The organism is Alteromonas sp. Cnat2-8 (genome assembly GCF_022348355.1).
GTDB classification, from domain to species: Bacteria; Pseudomonadota; Gammaproteobacteria; order Enterobacterales; family Alteromonadaceae; genus Alteromonas; species Alteromonas macleodii.
Genome location: NZ_JAKREX010000002.1, coordinates 1 through 19,811, shown reverse-complemented (window position 1 = coordinate 19,811; position 19,811 = coordinate 1). Strand labels below are relative to the sequence as shown.

The following is a 19,811-nucleotide window of genomic DNA, read 5'->3' as shown; positions in this document are numbered from 1 at the left end:
AAGGCTTTTTAATTTTTGCTACCCGTCTATTTTCTGGATGAGCTGCGCCAGTTCCTCAATTTTTGACACTGTCGTTTTAACTAAGTTGTCAATTTCATTGGATGAGGACTGGGAGTTACCTGCTAACGTTCGTACTTCATCAGCCACAACCGCAAACCCTCTTCCCATTTCACCTGCTCGTGCCGCTTCTATCGCTTAATAGTCTTCGGATAAAACTTAATTTATCTAGCGCCTATTTTTCCAACTGTGAATATTAAACTCGTTTTACAGTGAAAATATTACACATTGCGAACTGACACATCTTACACACGAGCTCAAAAACTCCAATTATCGATAAAAATCAATTACTTATATTTATCATTCTTTCGTTTTATAGAGGTACAAATTCTGCAACAGAATACAAATAGTGAAAAATGAATAAATAGGAAACGTCACATGCAATCAGGAAAGAGTGTATTTCAACCCGGTCAAAACTGTTGGGTAGAGAGCAAGGCTCGCTTTTCTACACCTTTGATAGATTGCGGAAACTATTATAAAGCCTTGCACAGCTCTATCGTTAAAGCTAAGCACAGTATCTTCATTGTCGGATGGGATATAGATAGCCGCATTCGCTTGCTGCGAGGCGACGACGAAGCGAACAGTGAAGCACCGAGCGTAATAAGTGATTTACTTAAGTGGAAAGCTGAGCAAAATCCTGACATTAAAATTTACCTGCTACGTTGGGACTCATCGCTAGCCTTTTTCGCGCAGCGCGAAATGTGGGCAAAGGAAGTGTGGGAAGAAAAAACTCCAGACAATGTGCAAACCGAGCTCGATGACACGATTCCGATGGGCGGAAGTCAGCACCAAAAAATTGTGGTTATCGATGATGAACTCGTATTCTCAGGTGGAATGGATGTATCCACTAACCGCTGGGATACCCGTGACCATCCCGTAGTTTCAGAAGAGCGTGATGGGCCTGATGGGGAGTATGGTCCTCTTCATGATGTGCAAATGGTATCAAGTGGACCCGTAGTAGCCGACTTTTCAAAATTAGTTCGATGGAGGTGGCAGCGTGTTGCTGACTCTTCACCTATTGATATCCGCGAGGACGCGCGCATTGATGAAAATGCCCCGTTGCCTGATGCTTGGCCACAAGATTATCCTCCCCTTTTTGAAGACGTAGAGTGTGCACTTGCCAGAACAATTCCATTTATGGATGAGGTCGAGCCTGCTCAAGAGGTACGTCATATGCTGCTTGATCTTATCGGTGAAGCAGAGTCTGTAATCTACATTGAGAATCAATTTACAACGCGTCAGGAGATCGCTGAAGCGCTGAATAAGCAGCTCAAACTGAAACCTAATCTTTCGGTCATTATCGTAAGTTCCTACGAGCCAAAAGGTAAGTTTGAGTGCGAAGCATTTTGGGCAAGCCGCATAGAATTCAAGGAAATTTTAGAAAAAGGGATTGACCCTAAGCGAGTAAAACTGACTTATTCTTCAATTGAAGACATGCAAGGCCGCAAGGCATACAAGCGCATCCACTCCAAAGTGATGACCATCGATAACAAATACCTTGTTATCGGGTCATCAAACTTGAGTAATCGCTCAATGACGCTAGACACCGAAATCGACACGGTGCTGTTTGGTAACACAAAAGACAATCAGGCGTGTATTGAGCAAGTGAGAAACGACTTACTCGCAGAGCACACGGGGCGTGATATTGATGCAATGCCGGCGTTATTCAACAATGAATATCCGGTTGAAGCATTAATGCAGGATCAGATAGCACACGGCTACGTACTTACCGAAGTTCGCGATGAGGTGTTTACCGAACAATCCGTTAAGAATGTGTTCAGAGCGTTATCTGACCCTGAAGAACCCCTTATTTCGGTGCCAACCTTTGATGGAGCTGCTATGCCTGCACGCAACCCAAGACGTCGCAGTATTATGATTTTGATTGGTCTTGCCATCATTGCTGTTCTTGGCGGGCTTATGTTTTGGGCTAGCCAGTCCATACCATGGTTAAGTTCCGACAGCATTAACGCCTTTCTAGAGAAAAGTCGTGGTACGTACTTTGCTCTGCCTACCGTGTTGCTGGTCTATGTGGTCGGCGGCGTTTTATTCTTCCCGGTCACTGTACTGTCACTTGCTGTGGCTGCTATTTTTGGCCCTATATGGGGGCCCATCTACGGCATCATGGGAGCACTAATGAGCTCTGCAATTATGTTTGGAATAGGCAAGCTATCAGGCAACGCGGGGCTTAGAAAAATTGGTGGTCCAAAGGTAGCTGCCGTTGATGAAAAACTAAAGCGTAGCGGTATCGTTGGCGTCGCGGCCATTCGAATGTTGCCTGTAGCGCCCTTTAGTTTGGTGAATTTGGTAGCGGGTATCTCATCTATTGGCATTTTCCAGTTTTTAGTAGGGACATTTTTAGGCATGTTCCCGCCCATGATTGCGAAAGGGCTTGTGGGTGATTCGATAGCACAAATTTGGCAAAACCCTTCTGTGGAAACCATTAGCTATTTAGTTGGCGGTATCGTTTTATGGGGCCTTATGATTTGGGGCTCGCAAAAATTTGCCCGATACTACCAAGCTCGAAAGGAGTCGGGTAATCAAGATACTGCCGGTGATAATAGTGACAAAGATGAGGTAGAGAAATGTGCCGCATAGTGACATACAACATTCACAGCGGAATAGGTAGAGACAAAAAGCACGATTACAAACGCATAGGGCAATTTTTGGCAAACAGTGGCGCCGACGTGGTGCTGCTGCAAGAAATGGATACTCGTCCCTCTGAGCGAAATACAGCACAGGACGTTAAAGATATCTGCGCTGAAAACACGTTTAAGCTCATTCCATCACCAGCCATTAGGGAATCTGATGGCTGGTATGGCAACGCCATCCTAACTCGCTTTGACGTATTAGCGCACGATACACTGGATGTCAGCCAAAACGGGCGACAGCCTAGAAATGTTCAGATTGTAGAGCTCAAGACAGAGAAGACCCCCCTTACGGTGGTGAATACCCATAAGGGGCTTAAGAAGCTAGAACGTCGCTCACAGTTTTCTTTGCTTCATGAGCACCTTTCTTTGAAGATGAAAGAGAAGCAAATCCCTCTAGTTCTAGCCGGTGATTTCAACGAGTGGCAGTTTTTCTCAAAAGCGTTTAAAGCACTTAACGAATTGCTATTACAGCAAAAAGTGGGGGCAACATTTCCAAGCCACTTTCCTGTATTTGCACTTGATAGAGTATGGGTGTCTGACGACATCAAGGTAAAAGCGTGCAGAAAATTAAAAAATGCGAAAACTCGAATCTTGTCAGATCATTTACCTGTGCTTGTTGATATTGAACTGCCCCAGAACGACTAACCCAGTGCTCTTTTGCACTTAACGGGTTGCGTTATTCTCGTCGTACGCGAGATTTAGCATTATCTTGTGTTGGCATAGTGCTATGCAGGTTGCGCTATAAACGATGAAGCGGCAAATTCTAACGTACCGCACCAGTGTTTCAGTGCGTTTTCTTGAGCCACTACTTTTCTGAGAATATCAATGATCGGACTGCTATCTAGCAGCGTCTTGGCACTTTTGTTTGTCGCAGCGAGTACAGTACGCTGCATTTCTGGCTGTGTTATTTTCAGTGATGAAACTAGACCAGACTCCTTTAAATGAAAAATAGCTGATGTAGGAAGGATCATCACGCCTTCTCCCTGCATAACTTGCCTAAGGCCAGTCATGAGTTGTCCAGAATAAGCCAAATCGTGCTGCAAACTAACGCCCGTTGCTTTTTCATAGTCAGCAATTAGTTGACCCAATGCATCTTTGTTACCCGGTGACAGCAAAGGTAATTCACTGATTTCCCAAAAACGGATCGTCGTTCTATCTCGAAGCTTGGCGTATTGTTCACACGATGAGGAGGCAGAAAAAACCAAATGAAGATCTTCTTGAATTAGCGGTGTGACTCGCATGAATTTAGGGTCGACAGCTTGCTGATAAGTAAGCGCAACATCCACCTGCTTTGACTCAAGCCAATCATTAATGGTGTAAGACGGTCCAGTGCTGATTTCGACTTTGAGCCCTTTATGGTTCGCCGTTATCTCCGTGATCAGCGGTAAAGAAAGCACATTGCCGATTGATGGTAGCATGCCTATTTTTACTACCTTCTTTTGTCCAGTTTGAAAGGCTTCCAATGCGGCCTTAACGTTGTCTATTTCGGTTAGCAGCTTTAATGCATGTTTATAAAAAACTTCGCCCGCCGATGTTAGGTTTACTCCCGAAAAACTTCTTTCAAGCAGCGTCGCTTTCATCTCTCTTTCTAAACTTGCCAACTGCTGACTAATGGCGGGTTGAGCGATATCCAATGCTCTCGCCGCCGCAGCAATACTACCCTTACGCACAGTCATAACAAAATAATGCAGCTGTTTTGAATGCACTTGCCCTCCTTACAAAGGTGGTGAGTTCTAGAACGGGAACGGTTTAATGAAGACGGCAGCAACGAATATGCCATTCCATTAAGTTATATGAAGCAAAATTGTAAAAATGGGCTAAAAGCAGTGGGCCATGAAAATCTTGTCTTCCCCCATACTTAAGTCTAATAGCATTAAATTAGCGCCCTGTGAGACAGCTCAATATTTTTCTTATACCCCTGAATAATCTTCTTTCTTCCTGCAAAGCCAAAGAGTTTTTAGCCTTGTTCTTGTACACGAGTGGCTAGACAACAATAACAAGATGCTTCTCGCATCAAAGTAGTGCTCGTGCGTGCCTAAAAAGAGTGCAGATTTTAATAATCCACACCCACAAAACTAAGTAGCAATAAGCACGATTGGGAACACAAATGAAACAGAAAAAGCTCCACACTGCAGTACGTTACGCACTTACCGGATTAACACTTTTCACTACTTCATTGCTTGTACAGGCACAAGAAGTGACTGAAGAAACCACAGAAGCCAAAGACCTAGAACGCATTGCCGTTGTTGGTGCCCGCGGTGCACCGCGTTCGGTGACCAGCTCCCCTGTACCGGTTGATGTACTCACCGCCGAAGACGTTGAAGCCGTTGCGTTTACCGATATGAACAATGTTCTTATGACACTCGTTCCCTCTTATTCCGTAGGCCGTCAACCCATTTCCGACGGCGGAACGTTTATCCGTTCAGCAACGCTTCGAGGTATGCCCACCGACAAAACGCTTGTTTTGGTTAACTCTAAACGTCGTCACAGGGCCGCACTTGTTTCAATTGGCGGTTCTGGTACACAGGGGCCAGACATAGCAACTATTCCTACCGCAGCAATTCAAAGTGTTGAAGTGTTGCGCGACGGTGCAGCTGCGCAATATGGCTCAGATGCCATTGCAGGTGTTATCAACTTTCAATTAAAAAATAACACCGAAGGCGGCTCGTTCACTGCCGACTACGGCAGCTACTACGAAGGAGATGGCGATCAAATTACCGTTACTGGGAATAAAGGTTTCGCGTTAGGCGACGATGGCTTTTTCAGTATTTCAGCCGAATACTCTGACAGCGAAGCCACCTTTCGCGGTGAGCAATATTGTGAGCCATGGTTTTGTGTGGATGATCAGTCAGATCAATACATCGCTGATGCTACGGCCATGGCCAACAGCGTTCATGGTTCAGACGTAGTCCAACCATGGGGGCAACCAAATACAAGTGGGACGCGTGTTTTCTTTAACGCCGGTTACGCACTATCCAGTGAACTTGAACTCTACGCATTCGGCAATTATTCAGAAAGTGAAGGTGACGGTTCATTCTATTATCGCTATCCAGGCAATGGCACCATTGAAGACATTCGACTTGAGGACGGTTCAATCTGGAACCCGCTAGAGTTCTTCCCCGGTGGCTTCACGCCCCGTTTCTTCGGTGATGTGACTGACTACTCATTTGTTGGTGGTGTTAAGGGCATGTCGGGCGACCTTACTTATGATATCAGTGGTCGTTACGGCAATAATGAAATCTCTTACACACTAGCCAATACCATTAACCCGTCACTGGGTAACGAGTCACCTACTTCATTTAAGCCGGGTGTCTTAACCAACGAAGAAACACAGATTCAAGCTGACTTCACCTATGACTTGAACCAGTATGTTCTTGCCTTCGGTGCAAGTTACTTAGACGAGTCATACGAAATATCTGAAGGCGAGCTAAGTTCCTATTTTGCAGGCTCTTACGCCACATCCGACCCTTGGGAGTTTTGTAACGACGACTACACCACTACGGCACTGGGCGCTGCTGTCATTGCTAACGGTTCAACTCTGAATTGTGCCAACTACACCAGTGCTGACAGTAACGACGATGGGGTTGAAGATGATGGATTCGCTGGAGTAGACGCCGTTTATACTGTTGTAGGCGTTGGCTCCAACGGCTTCCCTGGCTATTCACCAGACTATTCGGGCTCATACGAGCGTGACTCATATGCGGTATACACGGATATCTCTGGTGACATTACAGACGAGCTGTTTGCTCAGGCTGCGCTGCGTTATGAAGACTATTCTGACTTTGGCTCAGAAGTAGTATACAAAGTAGCAGGGTTCTATCAGTTTAGTGATGAAGTAGGCTTTAGGTCGTCTTTTGGCACTGGCTTTAGAGCTCCTACTCCAGGTCAGCAAGGCACGACCAACGTATCTACCCGTCTGCCCGATGGCTTCCCAGTAGCAACAGGTCTGTTCCCAGCCGGCGGCGAAGTAGCGCAGGCGCTTGGTGCCAACGAGCTTTCACCCGAAAAATCGACCAACTTTACGCTGGGCATGACTGCGAACTATGGCGACTTAACGCTCACTGTTGATTACTACAACATCAAGCTTGAAGACCGCCTTTACTCTGTGTCTACCCGAGATGTTTCCACCACTGTCGTTACCGACCCTCAAGCAGACGGTTATGACGCATACCAAAACTATCTAGCCCTAGCAGGTGCCAATGTTTCTGGCGCCGAGTCCATTGGTGGTGTGTTCTTCTTCCAAAATGCTTTCGATACCGTAACCGAGGGCGTGGACGTTGTCGCTACTTACAAGATGGAATCGAAGTATGGCGCAACCGTGCTAACCGGCTCTGTAAATTACAACAAAACAGAGTTCGATTCTGATCCGAGTGAATACTTGAACGCTGAGGATCAGTTCGACTTTGAAAATGGCCGTCCCGAAATGCGTGGAGTGTTCTCGGTCACTCACAGCTACGACGTGTGGTCTGCCGTTGCGCGTCTTAGCTATTTTGGCGAATACGAAAATGCGGGAAGCGATGACGGGGTAAACGCCACAAATATTCAAACCTTCGGTGACGAATATATGTTCGATATAGAGGGCTCCTACCTTATTAACGAAAACCTCACCCTGTCAGTGGGGGTAAGAAATCTCTTCGACAATTACCCAGATGTGAGTACTAACGGCGACGCCTGTTGCGGTGAAGTCTATGACTCTGCCTCGGTGGTTGATTGGCAGGGAGGATATTACTACACCCGACTTGCAGCCCGTTTTTAACTGGCTCTTTGCAAACACCGACATAAGTCGGTGTTTGTGTATGTAGTTAACTGTATATAAGAAAAACTTAAAAGGTCATTCATGTTTAAAGCTGTTTCATGCGGAGTAAAAAGCAAATGGAAATAGAGCTACTGTGGTTTGTAGTTACTTTGTGTATAACTGGTGCCATTGCAGGTATCACGGCAGGTCTGTTTGGTAATGGCGGAGGGTTTGTTGTCGTGCCTGCTCTTCTCGCTGTTTTTCCGTTTTTTACTCCTCCATCAGAAGCCCTCGTTAAGGTAGCCATCGGAACATCATTGGCATCCATTGTGGTATCAAGCGCTCGGTCAGTGATGGCGCATCGCGCTAAAGGTGCGGTGGATTTTGACATTCTTCGCTCGTGGAGTATTTGGCTTATTCTTGGCGTTGGTGGCGGGCTGCTCATCGCAAACAACTCCAGCGCCAATGGTTTAACGGTCGTGTTCGCCGCTGGTGTTCTACTTTACTCCGTATACTTCCTTTTCCCTGAGTTCGTTGTAAGACCCGGGCTTGTTTTCGATATGCCTAAAGGCATAGGCAAAGCGGTTTTGGCGTTTGTTCTGGGTGGTTTCTCTGCTCTGCTTGGCATAGGCGGCGGTACGCCGACAGTAATCACTATGGTGATGTGCCAGCGCTCCATTCAACAGGCTGTTGCGACCGCCGCAGGCGTCGGCTTTCTTATCGGGCTTCCAGGTGCCATTGGCTTTTTGTTTATGAAGCACCCTGAAACCGCCTCGTTGCCGGTAGGCACTATTGGCTACATCAATATACCTGCGCTTATTGCTATCAGTATTGGGGCAATCTTTACCGCTCCAATCGGAGCCAAAATGGCGCACAACTTCAGTGAAAAGAAGCTAAAGCGCTTATTTGGCATCTATCTCGTCATTGTTTCTAGCGCAATGTTCTATAAAGCTATTTAAAAGAAGAAGGAGACAACCCGTGAGTTATAACCGTTCAAGACGCTTGTTTATTGGTGGCACAGTTGCAGCGTCAGCAATAGGTGCGAGTGGCATAAGTCACCTTGTGAGCGCCCAATCTGTTAGCGCAAGCGCTTCCCCATCGCCTGTTATGTATGGACCAAAGCCTGGGGTTGCAAAGCTCAATGCCAATGAAAACCCGTTTGGGCCGAGCCCGAAAGCGCTAGACGCTATCGCAAAAGCATCGGCGGAAGGTGGAGCCTACTATGCTTATCCTGCCGCTATGACACTATTGGATATGATTGCCGAGCGCTATGGCATTACTCGAAAGCACATTTCTTTGAGCGCAGGTTCAAGCCCTATTCTTTCCTACGCCGCCCTTGCGGCCAGCAAGAATGGAAAAATTCTGGGCCCGGACCTTTTTTGGGACACCACGTCTAAAGCACCTGAAAAACAAGGTGCGCCAGAAATAGTGAGAGTTGCTAATACGGCAGAGCTTGATATTGACCTTGATGCCATGTACGCCGCAATAGACGACTCTATTGGTATGGTGCACATTTGTAACCCGAACAATCCAACGGGAAAAGTGCTCGATCCGAATAAGCTTCGCGAATTCTGCATAAAAGCATCTAAAAAAACACTGGTGTTGGTCGACGAGGCATATAACGAGCTTATCGATGAGCCTCCTAAGCATTCAATGATTCCGCTCGTTAAAGCTGGTCATAATGTCATTGTAGCGAGAACCTTCTCAAAGATTTATGGCTTAGCAGGTATGCGCGTGGGCTATTTAATCGCATCAGAGGAAAACACTGAGTGGATCAATCGCTATGGCATGGGCGGCTATACATTGAATCAAGCAGGCCTTGCCGCGGCTATCGCCAGCTACAATGACGATGCCTTTTTAACTTTCTCTAAAGAGAAAATTTATGAAGGTAAATCTATGGTTATGGACGCAGTAAAAGCAAATGGATTGACAGCGCTACCTTCTAGTACTAACTTTATTTTTGTTAACTTAGGTGACGGCAACGCAGAGTACTTCCGCCAAGCCATGGCTGAACAGGACGTGCTGATTAGAGGAATCTACCGTACGTACGACAACTGGTCTCGCGTAAGTATGGGAAAAATTGGCGATGTAAAACGCTATGTTGATGCCATGCCCAGTGCACTTGAAAAAATGTACACTATGCAAAATACTTAGCTGCAAGGGTGTGCATTGTCGGCCAATGCACACCTCGCTACTTATAGACTTAAATTTTCTGCGACTTCCTCGTTTACTCTCCTAGTCATTTTCAACTAAAAGTCTAATACGCATAAAAGTCACTTCTGTCATATACTCATTTTAAAGCGCCACTGCTCAAAGAATACGCTGATTGGAAAATTTTTACGGTATTGTTGCAGTAACGCTAAAGTTGCACATACTTTACTAAAAAGGCATCGCATTAAATGCCGCTCTAGGAGGCTGTAAATGTCAATTTCTGTATTAGTAGCTGATGATTCTAAGTTGTCGAGGCGTAGTGTGATTCGCTCACTTCCGCAAGATTTAGAGTATGACATCACCGAAGCAACAAACGGGCAAGAAGCCATAAATGCGCTGTCAGAAAGTGAATTTGCATTGGTACTTTTAGACCTAACCATGCCAGAAGTTGACGGCGTTGGAGTGTTGGAATTCTTGCACCAAAGGCCCGACGCCCCAAATGTAATTGTGATTAGCGCTGACTTTCAGCCAGAAAAACAGAAAATTGTCATGTCTCTGGGGGCAAAGCGCTTTTTACGCAAACCGCTTGATAAAGAAGAATTAGCAATGTCGTTGTTTGAGTTGGGGTATCTATGAGCATTGTACTACCACTAGACGAAGAGCAAAGAGATGCCCTTCAAGAACTCCTAAATATTTCCATGGGGCAAGCGGCTAACTCTCTTGCGCAGTTAATTGAAACCAAAATTGATATTTCTATCCCAAAAATCTCAGCGGTTACTCCCACCCAGCTTTACAGTCTCTTATTTGAAACCGAAGACGCTTTCTATACCCGTCAGTCTTTTTTAGGCGACGTACACGGCGAAGTGATGTCTGTGCTATCTCAAGCTGGATTGAGTGAGGTCGCAACGTTAATGGATTACGATGAACCATTAAGCAAAGAAGACATTCAAGAGATTATCTTGGAGCTTTGTAACATTTTGGCAGGTGCGTGTTTGGCTGGTCTTTCCGACCAGTTGGAGCTTACCACTAACTTGAACATGCCCACGTTATTCTTGCCCGATAAAGCGAACTTCGATGAGTTGCAATGGCAGCACAGCTTAGTGATGGAAGTGCAGTTTATTATCGCGATCTCGTCGTTTAGCATGCGCGTTGTTTTCTGCTTAGACGATGAATCTCTTGCACGCATGAAAGACACATTGGATGAGTTACTCGCATAATGTTTGAACAACTGGTAGGTAAATTACCTGTCGGAATTGGTATAGTCGATGAGAGCTTTAAGGTTGTTTATCTAAACGACTTCTTTTTAGATCGACTTCCTCACAATATGCGCGACTGCTATAAAGAAACGCCAGTTGTTGAGTTATTTCAAGGACAAGGTAAGTTTCTAAAACGCAGACTAAAGTCAGTTTTTGTACTGCAGCATCCTAGCTTTAGCTACTGGGAACAACGCCCCCACATCTTTCCGTTTAAGAGCTCTCGCCCTATAACGGGTGAAGAAACACAGATGTATCAAAACATGGAAATCTTGCCCATTAAAGACAAAAACACAGGGCAAAAATTGGCGTGTATTTTTCTGCAAGATGTGACCGCCCAAGCTAGCTATTTTAGAGCCCAGCAAAAGCTTTCTGAAGCTTTGAAGAAAGAACACGAAGCGCAAAAAAAGTTAATTCGCAAACTCGATACCGCACAGAGCCAGCTAATTCAGGCTGAGAAAATGGCTTCTACTGGTCAGCTAGCGGCGGGGATCGCCCACGAAATTAATAACCCTATTGGTTTTGTGAGCGCTAACCTCAATACACTTGAGCAATACGCAACTCACCTTATTGCGATCTGTGATGGCGTTCAGGAGCAACTCGAACACTTCACCGACGAACTTAAAGAGCAGGTCGACGCACTGTTTGAGTCTAATCACTACGACTTGTTAAAGGACGATATTACTGAGCTAATTGCCGAGTCTACAGACGGTCTTACCCGCGTAAAAGACATCGTCGAAAACCTTAAGAACTTTTCGCTGGAGACTACCGAAGGCGTGCAGATAGTAGATATCTGCGCCGTGTGTCACCAGCTGATCACGCTTATTTCCGCCCAGTACAGCACGCCCCAATATAAATTTGAATGTGAATTAGAGAAAGTGGAGGTAATGGGAAACCCTGGGCCGCTGAAACAGGCGCTAATGAACGTCATGATAAATGCAGCGCAGGCCATAGAAGATAGGGGCTTCATTAAACTTACTGTGCTCGATTCACCTACGTTGGTGACCATCAAAATACTGGACTCGGGTTGCGGTATTCCTACAAAACATCTAAAGCGAGTCTTTGAACCCTTCTTTACTACAAAGCCCGAAGGGCAAGGCCAAGGGCTGGGCCTTTCTGTGGCTTACACCGCTATCGAACAACATCAAGGTAAAATATCTATTAGCAGCAAAGAGGCAAAAGGAACCGTGGTAGAGATCACCATTCCGAAACAACCTGCAGCACAGCCCCCGTCCAGTGAAGATAATGAAGAGAATAAAGAAAACGAAGCGGAAAATTCTCAAACGGCCTAGAACACAGATAGCCCAGTACAGAGTAAGACGTTGTTAATCCTCACTCTGTTTGTATGTCCTCTGACTGAACTAACAAGCAAGCTTTTTTACTTCACAGGCTTTAAATGTATACACACCCTTGCTGTTTAACGTCCGCGAAATGACTCCTTCATTAAGCAAGTAATTAAGGTGAGACAAACACTCTGCTACTGCAAACACCATGTTGCGACTAGAGAGCTTGCGCTTAAACATAACCGGTAATAGCTCTACGACCGTTTGAGGTTGCTCGCAAGCATTTAACAGTGCTTTTAGGTGCTCGTGATGATGAGCAATAAGCGAATCTACTCGCTCATGCAGGCCGATAAAGGGTAGCTTGTGAGCAGGTAATACTGTCGCACCTTTGGGCAAATTCTTGAATTGCGGCAGCGTAGAAAGGTAGTCGTCTAAGGTGTTGGCATCAGGCTCTGTTGAGTAGGCGCCAATGTTTGGCGTGATAATCGGCAAAATATGATCGCCTGATATGAGAATATTTTTTTGCTTATTGTAAAGGCACGCATGCTCAGGAGAGTGGCCGCGGCCAATGATGATCTGCCATTCGTTACCGCCAAGCGACAGCGTCATACCATGCTTTAGACGTGTGTAGCTAATAGGTAGTGGTGAAACGACGCTGCTGTAGCCGTTGCCTTCACCAGAAGTAAGCGTTGCGATCATGGATTCGTCTAAACCTGCTCGTTGGTAGTATTGCACATCCCGGTCATTCGTTGCGCCATTTCTTCCTGCCGCAAACGCTCTGGCAGTAAAGTACTCAGTTTGAGACATATAAAAGGGAACATTATACGTGTCGGCTATCCAGCCCGCTAACCCTACATGATCAGGATGTAAGTGCGTAACGATGACACCAACTATTGGCCCGTCTAATTGCTTGAATATACGCTCCCACAGCGCTTTGGTGGTGGACGTTCCTATGCCAGTATCAATGACCACCCAACCGCCTTCACCGCGGATCAGGTACAAATTTATGTGGTCAAGTTCAAATGGAAGCGGCATTGTTAGCCAAAGAACACCATCGGCCACTTCTATTAGCTCGCCCGGCTCTACCTGTTTATCGAATAGATATTCCATATCGCCCTCACCTTTTCTATCGTGCATGGTCTAACGTGCACAAAGACTGTACGTTTTCGTTTTAACTCGCGCTGCTTACAAAAACAAACATATCTGTCGAATAGAGATCTATAGGAGTAGGTGATAACAAACGTTATACTAAGCCTACTGCCGTTTCTCGTGCACAGTGGTAGCGCATTTTTATTGCACCTTTGCGCCAGTTATTGAACAGATAATGGTAATGCGAGTTTATAAAACGTACACGCCCATGAGGCTATTTAAAGAAATTAACGTCAACAAAGCCGGTTAGTAAATCAGATCCATGTCAGCCTCAACAATACAACAAGGGTTCATACTCAATAAAAGTACGTTTACCCGGCGAGGCAAGGTGTATGTTGAGCTATGGGTTAAAACGCCCAGTAGTACCGCTAGGTTAATTTCTTCACCCCAATACCCCACTTGCTTTGTATCTGTAGATCACACAAATGATTTACGCAATATAGCCGAGCGTATTTCAGCAAAGATCAGTATTTCAGATGACGGGTTTCACACGCTGGAACAAGTTCCTGTTGCGACGGTAAAAACCGCAACCGAATCACATATGCATCAGCTTCGCCAGCATGCGCAGGAAAGCAGTATTGTATTGTACGAAGCCGATATTCGCGTTGCCGATCGCTACTTAATGGAGCGCTTTGTGTATGGCGCGGTGGAATTCCTGGCCCCGCAAGATTTTGACGATACGTCACAGATCGTTATAGAAAATGCGCAAATCAGACCCTGTCAATTCAGAACCACATTTACATCACTTAGCATAGACATCGAATGCAATGAGCATGAAGAACTCTTTAGCATTGCGTTAGCCGGTGAAGGACTCAACGTTGTGCTGCTTTTATGCCCGCCACGTTTTGTTGGGCAAACATTGCAGGGACAAAAAGACAGCGCGTACGAGCTCATTACCGTTGAATCAGAAAAAGCATTGCTTGAAGCATTTTTTTCATATCTTACATCCTACGACCCAGATATCATTTTAGGCTGGAATGTTAAACAGTTCGATATGGCGGTACTTGAACGCCGCGCTAGGGCTAACTCGCTAAAGTATACTATCGGCCGCCATGGCAGAGAGGCTTCTGTAAGACAGTGGGAAGATCAAACCCTCGTTGATGTGCCAGGACGATGCGTTATTGATGGTATCGAAGCACTAAAAACAATGACTTATCAATTCGAATCGTTCTCGCTCGATCACGTATCTGAAGAACTGCTTGGCGAAAATAAGCTTATTCAAGCCGCCGACAAGCTTGAAGCGATAAAGCGTCTTTATCATAGCGACCCTGTTGCTCTCGCTAACTATAACTTTAAAGACACGGAACTGGTCAATCGCATTCAGGATAAAACCCAATTTATCGATTTTCTGGCACTGCGCAGTATTCTTACCGGCCTAGATATGAGTCGCCCCGGAGGGTCAGTGGCCGCGTTTTTAAATGTGTACTTGCCTAAGCTTCACCGCAAGTCTTATGTCGCGGGGGTAAGACCTGAAAATGGAGGCTTGGCTAGTCCGGGTGGTTATGTCATGCGTTCCCAGCCAGGTTTATATAAAGACGTTTTAGTCCTCGATTTTAAGAGCCTATATCCTTCCATCATTCGTACATTTAAAATCGACCCGTTAGGACTTGCAGAAGGGCTTAAGTCCCCCCACACGGCGATTGAAGGTTTTAAAGGCGCAGTATTTAGCCGCGAATCTCATTTTCTACCTTCCATCATTGAAAACCTATGGCTTCAGCGCGACGAAGCCAAAAAACAGAATGACGCACCGCGCTCTCAGGCCATCAAAATATTAATGAACTCCTTCTATGGTGTGCTTGGTAGTGGAGGTTGCCCTTTCTACGATCCTCGCCTGGCTAGCTCTATTACACTGCGGGGTCATGAGATTATGCAAACCACTGCGGGTTGGATTGAAGAACTAGGCTATACGGTTATTTACGGCGATACCGACTCAACATTTGTTCATGTAGAAGGGAATGATGCACTGGGTACGCCCCCAGAGACTGGACTTGAGCTCGCTAGCATTATTAATCGAAAGTGGACAGAGTTACTAAAAAGTGAGTTCGACATTGATTGCCACTTAGAAATTGAGTTTGAATCTCACTTTTCTACGTTTTTTATGCCGACGATCCGAGGCTCTTCCGAAGGCAGCAAAAAACGTTACGCAGGAATGAAGGGCGGTGAACTTGTCTTTAAAGGCTTAGAAAATGTCCGCTCTGATTGGACGGTACTAGCTAAAACCTTCCAGTACGAGCTGTACAAAAAAGTGTTTACTGGACAGCCTGTTGAAGACTACATAAATAGCACGATAGCAGCGATAAAGTCCGGTGAAATGGATCACGCTTTGGTCTATAAAAAGCGGCTGCGAAAGCCTTTGTCGTCGTATACCAAGTCGCTACCTCCCCACGTAAAGGCAGCGCGATTAGCGGACGAGTACTATAAAGAACAGGGGTTGCCACTTCGCTATCAGTTTAATACTACCATTGCTTATGTTATTACAGTACAGGGCCCTCAAACAGCAGAAACCGCCACGGCCCCCCTTCAATATGACCACTATATTGAAAAGCAAATCCAACCCATTGCCGATAGTATCTTGCCTCTTATTGGCCTGAATTTTGAGACAATAGCGAACGATCAGCTCTCGCTGTTTTAATCTCATTAATGGGGTTCTATCTATATCTGAGAACAGCTTAAGTTTGACGTATGAAGATCTTGCAAACACTGCGACAATTTAACATAGCAATAACATTGAAAACCTCGCCTTAAATTTTTATTACCTCACTAAATCAGTTAGTTATGCATTTGGCACATTCAATGAATAATGAATTACGTAAGTCATTAGCGGTGTCAGATTGAAACTTACTTCCAATCTGCACCTATGTTGAGGTCTGTGGACCTAGTGGTTAGGGCAATTGAACGCCCGAGTTCACTGTAAAAGCCAGAAGGAATTTGATTATGAAGATCACAAAACTAAGTATGATTACCAGTGCTGTTATTGCTGCAACACTATCTGCTTCAGCAGTAGCAGGCCACCACGAAGAGAAGATCTCGATGGGTTTTAACGCAATGGATAAGGATGGAAACGGCTATATCGTCGGTTCAGAGTCTTCTGGCGTTATTGACAGTAAGCTTCTCGCAAAAATGGATACCGATGGTGACAGCATGATTAGCCGTGTTGAATTCAACACGTTTGTTGATGAAAAACCATCAATGTTTAGCGACGACATCATTACTCAGGTGAAAACTGAAGGCACCAATGACGCTCTACTCTCGGAAAAGGGCAACCCTGAATTATTCTCTAAAGCAGACGGTGAAATGATATCAGAGAAGAATAAGGAGCTTCGTACTGAAATGTCAGCCACAGCCGACAATAAGTTTACTGAAATCGATGTAGACAGCGACGGTAAGCTTACAGCCGAGGAGTTAAAGGTTGCACATGTCGAAGGTGACTTTGAGATGATGGACGAAAATGGCGATTCTTACGTTACCCGTATGGAATATCGTGCCTACTTCGAAGGTATTGAGTCTGAATAGACACTCACCTTTCGTAAAGTAAAAATTTTTAGGAAGCCTCCTTCGTCGGAGGCTTTTTTGTTTCATTAAAGTCGAGACAATTTTCTTTAGACATCAAATACATTGTCACTTTTAGTTATCACTCTCCTTTCAGCGTGTACGACGAGTCACACAAATTCATCGTTGAATAACCCCATATACGACTAACATCTTGTCGACAAAACCCGTTTGCAACAATATTGTTAATAAAGATTGAATTATTTGTTTTATTCGTTGCGTATTCAGCATTTACTGCAATTGTTGCCATTGGTTATTTGGAACCAAAAGCCGAAACAGCCAACTCTATTATTTATATATAAATCAGATGCGTACGCGCATGGAGGCAAGATATGATGGAATCAAAATTTACACCGAACTCACTACTCCCTCTTCAGAAAAGTGAGTTTACTGGCTCTGATGACGCTGAACTGACGTCGCTCACTATCGGTCAGTATTTCAAAAATGTTGTCGACAATTATGGCGATAACCCAGCGATTATTGTAAAACATCAAGATGTTAGCTGGACCTATCAGCAGTATTGGTATGAAGTAGAACGTGTTGCTTGCGGCTTACTTGCAAACGGTGTGGAACCTGGCGACCGTGTGGGTATATGGTCTCCGAACAATATCGAATGGTCGATCGTACAGATGGCCACTGCGCGAATCGGGGCGATCATGGTATGCCTGAACCCTGCTTATCGCCCTGATGAATTAGCGTTTGCTATTAATAACGTTTCCGTAAAATACTTAGTCATGGCGCAGTCATTCAAGCAGTCAAATTACGTCGCCATGTTGAAAGAGCTTGCGCCAGAAATAGACAGCCAAGATAAGAACACACCAAGGCGTCCTCTAACGCTTGCTAAGTTGCCTTCACTTAAATATGTATACACTATTGGCGATAAGCCTGTAGAAGGATTACAGGCTTTTTCTGCATTACAAATAGAACCAACGGAAGCGCTTAAATCTCAGTTGGAGGCCGTTGAATCGAACCTTAGCGCGGATGATAACATCAATATTCAGTTTACCTCTGGCACGACGGGAAATCCGAAAGGCGCAACGCTAACGCACCGAAACATTCTAAATAATGGGCTATTAGTATCACAAGCAATGAGGTTCACACACAAAGACAAACTTTGTATTCCCGTACCGCTTTATCACTGCTTTGGAATGGTATTGGGCAACTTAGTTTGCTTAGCATCAGGTGCATGCGCAGTATTCCCCGGAGAGTCATTCGACCCTGAGACAACACTCCGTACAGTAGAAGAAGAAAAGTGCACGGGATTACATGGTGTACCAACCATGTTTATTGCCGAGCTCGAACTATCAAACTTTAAGAGCTTTGATCTATCAACACTAAGAACCGGCGTTATGGCAGGTAGTACCTGTCCAGAAGAGCTCATGCGAAAGGTTCACAGTGAATTTCATATGACAGAAGTCGTCATAGGTTATGGTCAGACAGAGTGTAGCCCTATCAATCATATTACTGACATTGACTCGCCATTTGAAAAGCAGGTCAAAACCGTAGGACGCGCTATGCCCCATACAGAAGTGAAGATCATAGATACCCAAGGCAATACGGTGCCTATTGGAGAACCTGGCGAAATCTGCGCGAGAGGCTACTGTGTAATGAAAGGTTATTGGGGTGATGAGGTTAAGACGAAAGCCACCATAGACGATGAAGGTTGGCTTCATTCGGGCGATCTTGGAGAAATGGACGAAGAAGGTTATGTCATAATAGTTGGTAGAATAAAGGACATGATTATTCGCGGCGGCGAGAATATTTATCCACGAGAAATTGAAGAAGTCTTATATCAACATGCGGATGTGTCAGACGCCGCTGTCTTTGGTATTCCTGACAACAAATATGGCGAGCAAGTATGCCTATGGATTAAGGCAAAGGAAAATCGACATATAGACGAAGATCAGATACGCGACTACCTGAAATCCAAACTAGCCTACTTTAAAGTACCCAAATACATCAGCGTAGTGAAAGAGTACCCAATGACAGTAACAGGGAAGCTTCAGAAGTTTAAAATGCGCGAATACATGATAGAAACACTGAAGAAGCAAGCCCTACAAACCGAAGCATAATCCCAGCAAATAGTGGGGTCAGAGTACATTTCGAAGATTGGGGTCAGAGTACTTTTTAAAAGATAGCGCTTTAAAATATTCTGCCCTTATATTCGTATTTCCAACGATTGCACCTAAGCTACAGTCTGTACCTATTTACCATATCGTCAAACTGTTTCTTAAATGCCCTAAAAAGAAAAAAACTGTGTAATTTAGGTAGCCCACAATAATGGGGGCAGAGTACATTTCTTTTTTTAACGAGAGTGAGAGCCAAAAAGTACTCTGACCCCTTTACTCCTGAGTGAAAAGACTTAAGGTCTGTATCGGAGTTTGTGCGCCTTAAACTATTCGATAAATGAAACTTTCACAGTAACTAGAAGTAGGTAAAAAGAGCAGTCGCAGAGAAACACATTTTAATAATGGGGTCAGAGTACATTTCTCTGATTTAGCGGCACTGGGGGTAAGAGAATGACTATGTTCTGATGTTTAAAGTAATAAAGTACTCTGACCCCAATTTGAGGTTTTGCTGGGGGAGTGGGGATTAATGTACTCTGACCCCATTTTTTCTTTCTTCCAAACGCAAAAAACCCGCCGTTAGGCGGGTTTCTTTTAATGGGACCTGGCAGTGTCCTACTCTCACATGGGGAAACCCCACACTACCATCGGCGCTAATACGTTTCACTTCTGAGTTCGGAATGGAGTCAGGTGGTACCGTATCGCTATGGCTGCCAGGAAAAACTGGTAACAATCTAGAAAACTGGATATCAATTCAATCGTGAGTAACTACTTTTCACTCTACTTGCGGCTCTTTTCAGAGCTTAGCTTGTCTACAACACTCAGAAGTCCAAAGCTTCTTGGGCGTTGTATGGTTAAGCCTCTCGGGCAATTAGTACAGGTTAGCTTAACGCCTTACAACGCTTCCACACCCTGCCTAT

General features: G+C 45.0%; 13 protein-coding genes, 1 rRNA gene and 1 pseudogene. 11 read left to right on the top strand and 4 right to left on the bottom strand.

The features are described from left to right. Positions 1-18: 18 nt before the first annotated feature. Positions 19-195 (bottom strand): annotated as a pseudogene (locus MHN00_RS04360) (methyl-accepting chemotaxis protein); the annotation flags it as partial. A 240-nt stretch (positions 196-435) separates the two neighbouring features. Here MHN00_RS04360 and MHN00_RS04355 point away from each other — a divergent pair. Together MHN00_RS04355 and MHN00_RS04350 are read left to right on the top strand one after the other, a co-directional pair. After that, complete coding sequence (locus MHN00_RS04355; protein WP_156078823.1) at positions 436-2,652, top strand: VTT domain-containing protein; 2,217 nt, start codon at positions 436-438, stop codon at positions 2,650-2,652. After that, positions 2,640-3,350, top strand: coding sequence for an endonuclease/exonuclease/phosphatase family protein (locus tag MHN00_RS04350; protein WP_239300407.1), 711 nt, complete (start codon positions 2,640-2,642; stop codon positions 3,348-3,350). The genes MHN00_RS04355 and MHN00_RS04350 overlap by 13 nt, the downstream gene beginning before the upstream one ends. 80 nt (positions 3,351-3,430) lie before the next feature. Here MHN00_RS04350 and MHN00_RS04345 read toward each other — a convergent pair whose 3' ends face one another. After that, entirely contained in the window at positions 3,431-4,411 is a 981-nt protein-coding gene (locus MHN00_RS04345; RefSeq protein ID WP_239300405.1) for a LysR family transcriptional regulator, read from the bottom strand. A gap of 401 nt (positions 4,412-4,812) precedes the next feature. Here MHN00_RS04345 and MHN00_RS04340 point away from each other — a divergent pair, with 401 nt between their 5' ends. The 6 genes from MHN00_RS04340 (at position 4,813) to MHN00_RS04315 (ending at position 12,136) form a co-directional block, all read left to right on the top strand. Continuing rightward, on the top strand, positions 4,813-7,461 hold the full coding sequence (locus tag MHN00_RS04340) for a TonB-dependent receptor (RefSeq protein WP_239300403.1): 2,649 nt from the start codon (positions 4,813-4,815) through the stop codon (positions 7,459-7,461). Positions 7,462-7,577: 116 nt separating this feature from the next. Continuing rightward, positions 7,578-8,399: a sulfite exporter TauE/SafE family protein gene (locus tag MHN00_RS04335; protein WP_239300401.1), complete on the top strand. Its 822-nt coding sequence runs from the start codon at positions 7,578-7,580 to the stop codon at positions 8,397-8,399. A gap of 19 nt (positions 8,400-8,418) precedes the next feature. Further along, entirely contained in the window at positions 8,419-9,594 is a 1,176-nt protein-coding gene (locus tag MHN00_RS04330; RefSeq protein WP_069944951.1) for a histidinol-phosphate transaminase, read from the top strand. Positions 9,595-9,861: 267 nt separating this feature from the next. Continuing rightward, complete coding sequence (locus MHN00_RS04325; protein ID WP_014949491.1) at positions 9,862-10,227, top strand: response regulator; 366 nt, start codon at positions 9,862-9,864, stop codon at positions 10,225-10,227. Next, entirely contained in the window at positions 10,224-10,808 is a 585-nt protein-coding gene (locus MHN00_RS04320) for a chemotaxis protein CheX (RefSeq protein WP_014949492.1), read from the top strand. Before MHN00_RS04325 ends, MHN00_RS04320 begins: the two co-directional genes overlap by 4 nt. Beyond that, complete coding sequence (locus MHN00_RS04315; RefSeq protein ID WP_239300399.1) at positions 10,808-12,136, top strand: ATP-binding protein; 1,329 nt, start codon at positions 10,808-10,810, stop codon at positions 12,134-12,136. The genes MHN00_RS04320 and MHN00_RS04315 overlap by 1 nt, the downstream gene beginning before the upstream one ends. Before the next feature lie 69 nt (positions 12,137-12,205). Here MHN00_RS04315 and MHN00_RS04310 read toward each other — a convergent pair whose 3' ends face one another. Continuing rightward, a complete protein-coding gene (locus MHN00_RS04310; protein WP_239300847.1) occupies positions 12,206-13,237 on the bottom strand; it encodes an MBL fold metallo-hydrolase in 1,032 nt (343 codons plus the stop codon). 301 nt (positions 13,238-13,538) lie between these two features. On the opposite strand from MHN00_RS04310, the gene MHN00_RS04305 reads away from it, so the two are divergent. The 3 genes from MHN00_RS04305 to MHN00_RS04295 all read left to right on the top strand — a co-directional run bounded on the left by MHN00_RS04305 (position 13,539) and on the right by MHN00_RS04295 (position 18,897). Then, on the top strand, positions 13,539-15,908 hold the full coding sequence (locus MHN00_RS04305; RefSeq protein WP_275444168.1) for a DNA polymerase II: 2,370 nt from the start codon (positions 13,539-13,541) through the stop codon (positions 15,906-15,908). Positions 15,909-16,210: 302 nt separating this feature from the next. Further along, entirely contained in the window at positions 16,211-16,789 is a 579-nt protein-coding gene (locus tag MHN00_RS04300) for a hypothetical protein (RefSeq protein ID WP_014977404.1), read from the top strand. A 368-nt stretch (positions 16,790-17,157) separates the two neighbouring features. Then, positions 17,158-18,897, top strand: coding sequence for an AMP-binding protein (locus MHN00_RS04295; RefSeq protein WP_239300397.1), 1,740 nt, complete (start codon positions 17,158-17,160; stop codon positions 18,895-18,897). 596 nt (positions 18,898-19,493) lie between these two features. Here the strand turns inward: MHN00_RS04295 and rrf are convergent. Further along, positions 19,494-19,609, bottom strand: a 5S ribosomal RNA gene (rrf, locus tag MHN00_RS04290). Between the last annotated feature and the right edge of the window lie 202 nt (positions 19,610-19,811).

Bases quoted from the DNA above. Each gene is read 5' to 3' on its own strand.
- MHN00_RS04340 (WP_239300403.1), top strand. From the start codon at position 4,813: ATGAAACAGAAAAAGCTCCACACTGCAGTACGTTACGCACTTACCGGA.
- MHN00_RS04295 (WP_239300397.1), top strand. From the start codon at position 17,158: ATGATGGAATCAAAATTTACACCGAACTCACTACTCCCTCTTCAGAAA.
- MHN00_RS04335 (WP_239300401.1), top strand. From the start codon at position 7,578: ATGGAAATAGAGCTACTGTGGTTTGTAGTTACTTTGTGTATAACTGGT.
- MHN00_RS04350 (WP_239300407.1), top strand. From the start codon at position 2,640: ATGTGCCGCATAGTGACATACAACATTCACAGCGGAATAGGTAGAGAC.
- MHN00_RS04315 (WP_239300399.1), top strand. From the start codon at position 10,808: ATGTTTGAACAACTGGTAGGTAAATTACCTGTCGGAATTGGTATAGTC.
- MHN00_RS04325 (WP_014949491.1), top strand. From the start codon at position 9,862: ATGTCAATTTCTGTATTAGTAGCTGATGATTCTAAGTTGTCGAGGCGT.
- MHN00_RS04320 (WP_014949492.1), top strand. From the start codon at position 10,224: ATGAGCATTGTACTACCACTAGACGAAGAGCAAAGAGATGCCCTTCAA.
- MHN00_RS04310 (WP_239300847.1), bottom strand. From the start codon at position 13,237: ATGGAATATCTATTCGATAAACAGGTAGAGCCGGGCGAGCTAATAGAA.
- MHN00_RS04300 (WP_014977404.1), top strand. From the start codon at position 16,211: ATGAAGATCACAAAACTAAGTATGATTACCAGTGCTGTTATTGCTGCA.
- MHN00_RS04355 (WP_156078823.1), top strand. From the start codon at position 436: ATGCAATCAGGAAAGAGTGTATTTCAACCCGGTCAAAACTGTTGGGTA.
- MHN00_RS04305 (WP_275444168.1), top strand. From the start codon at position 13,539: ATGTCAGCCTCAACAATACAACAAGGGTTCATACTCAATAAAAGTACG.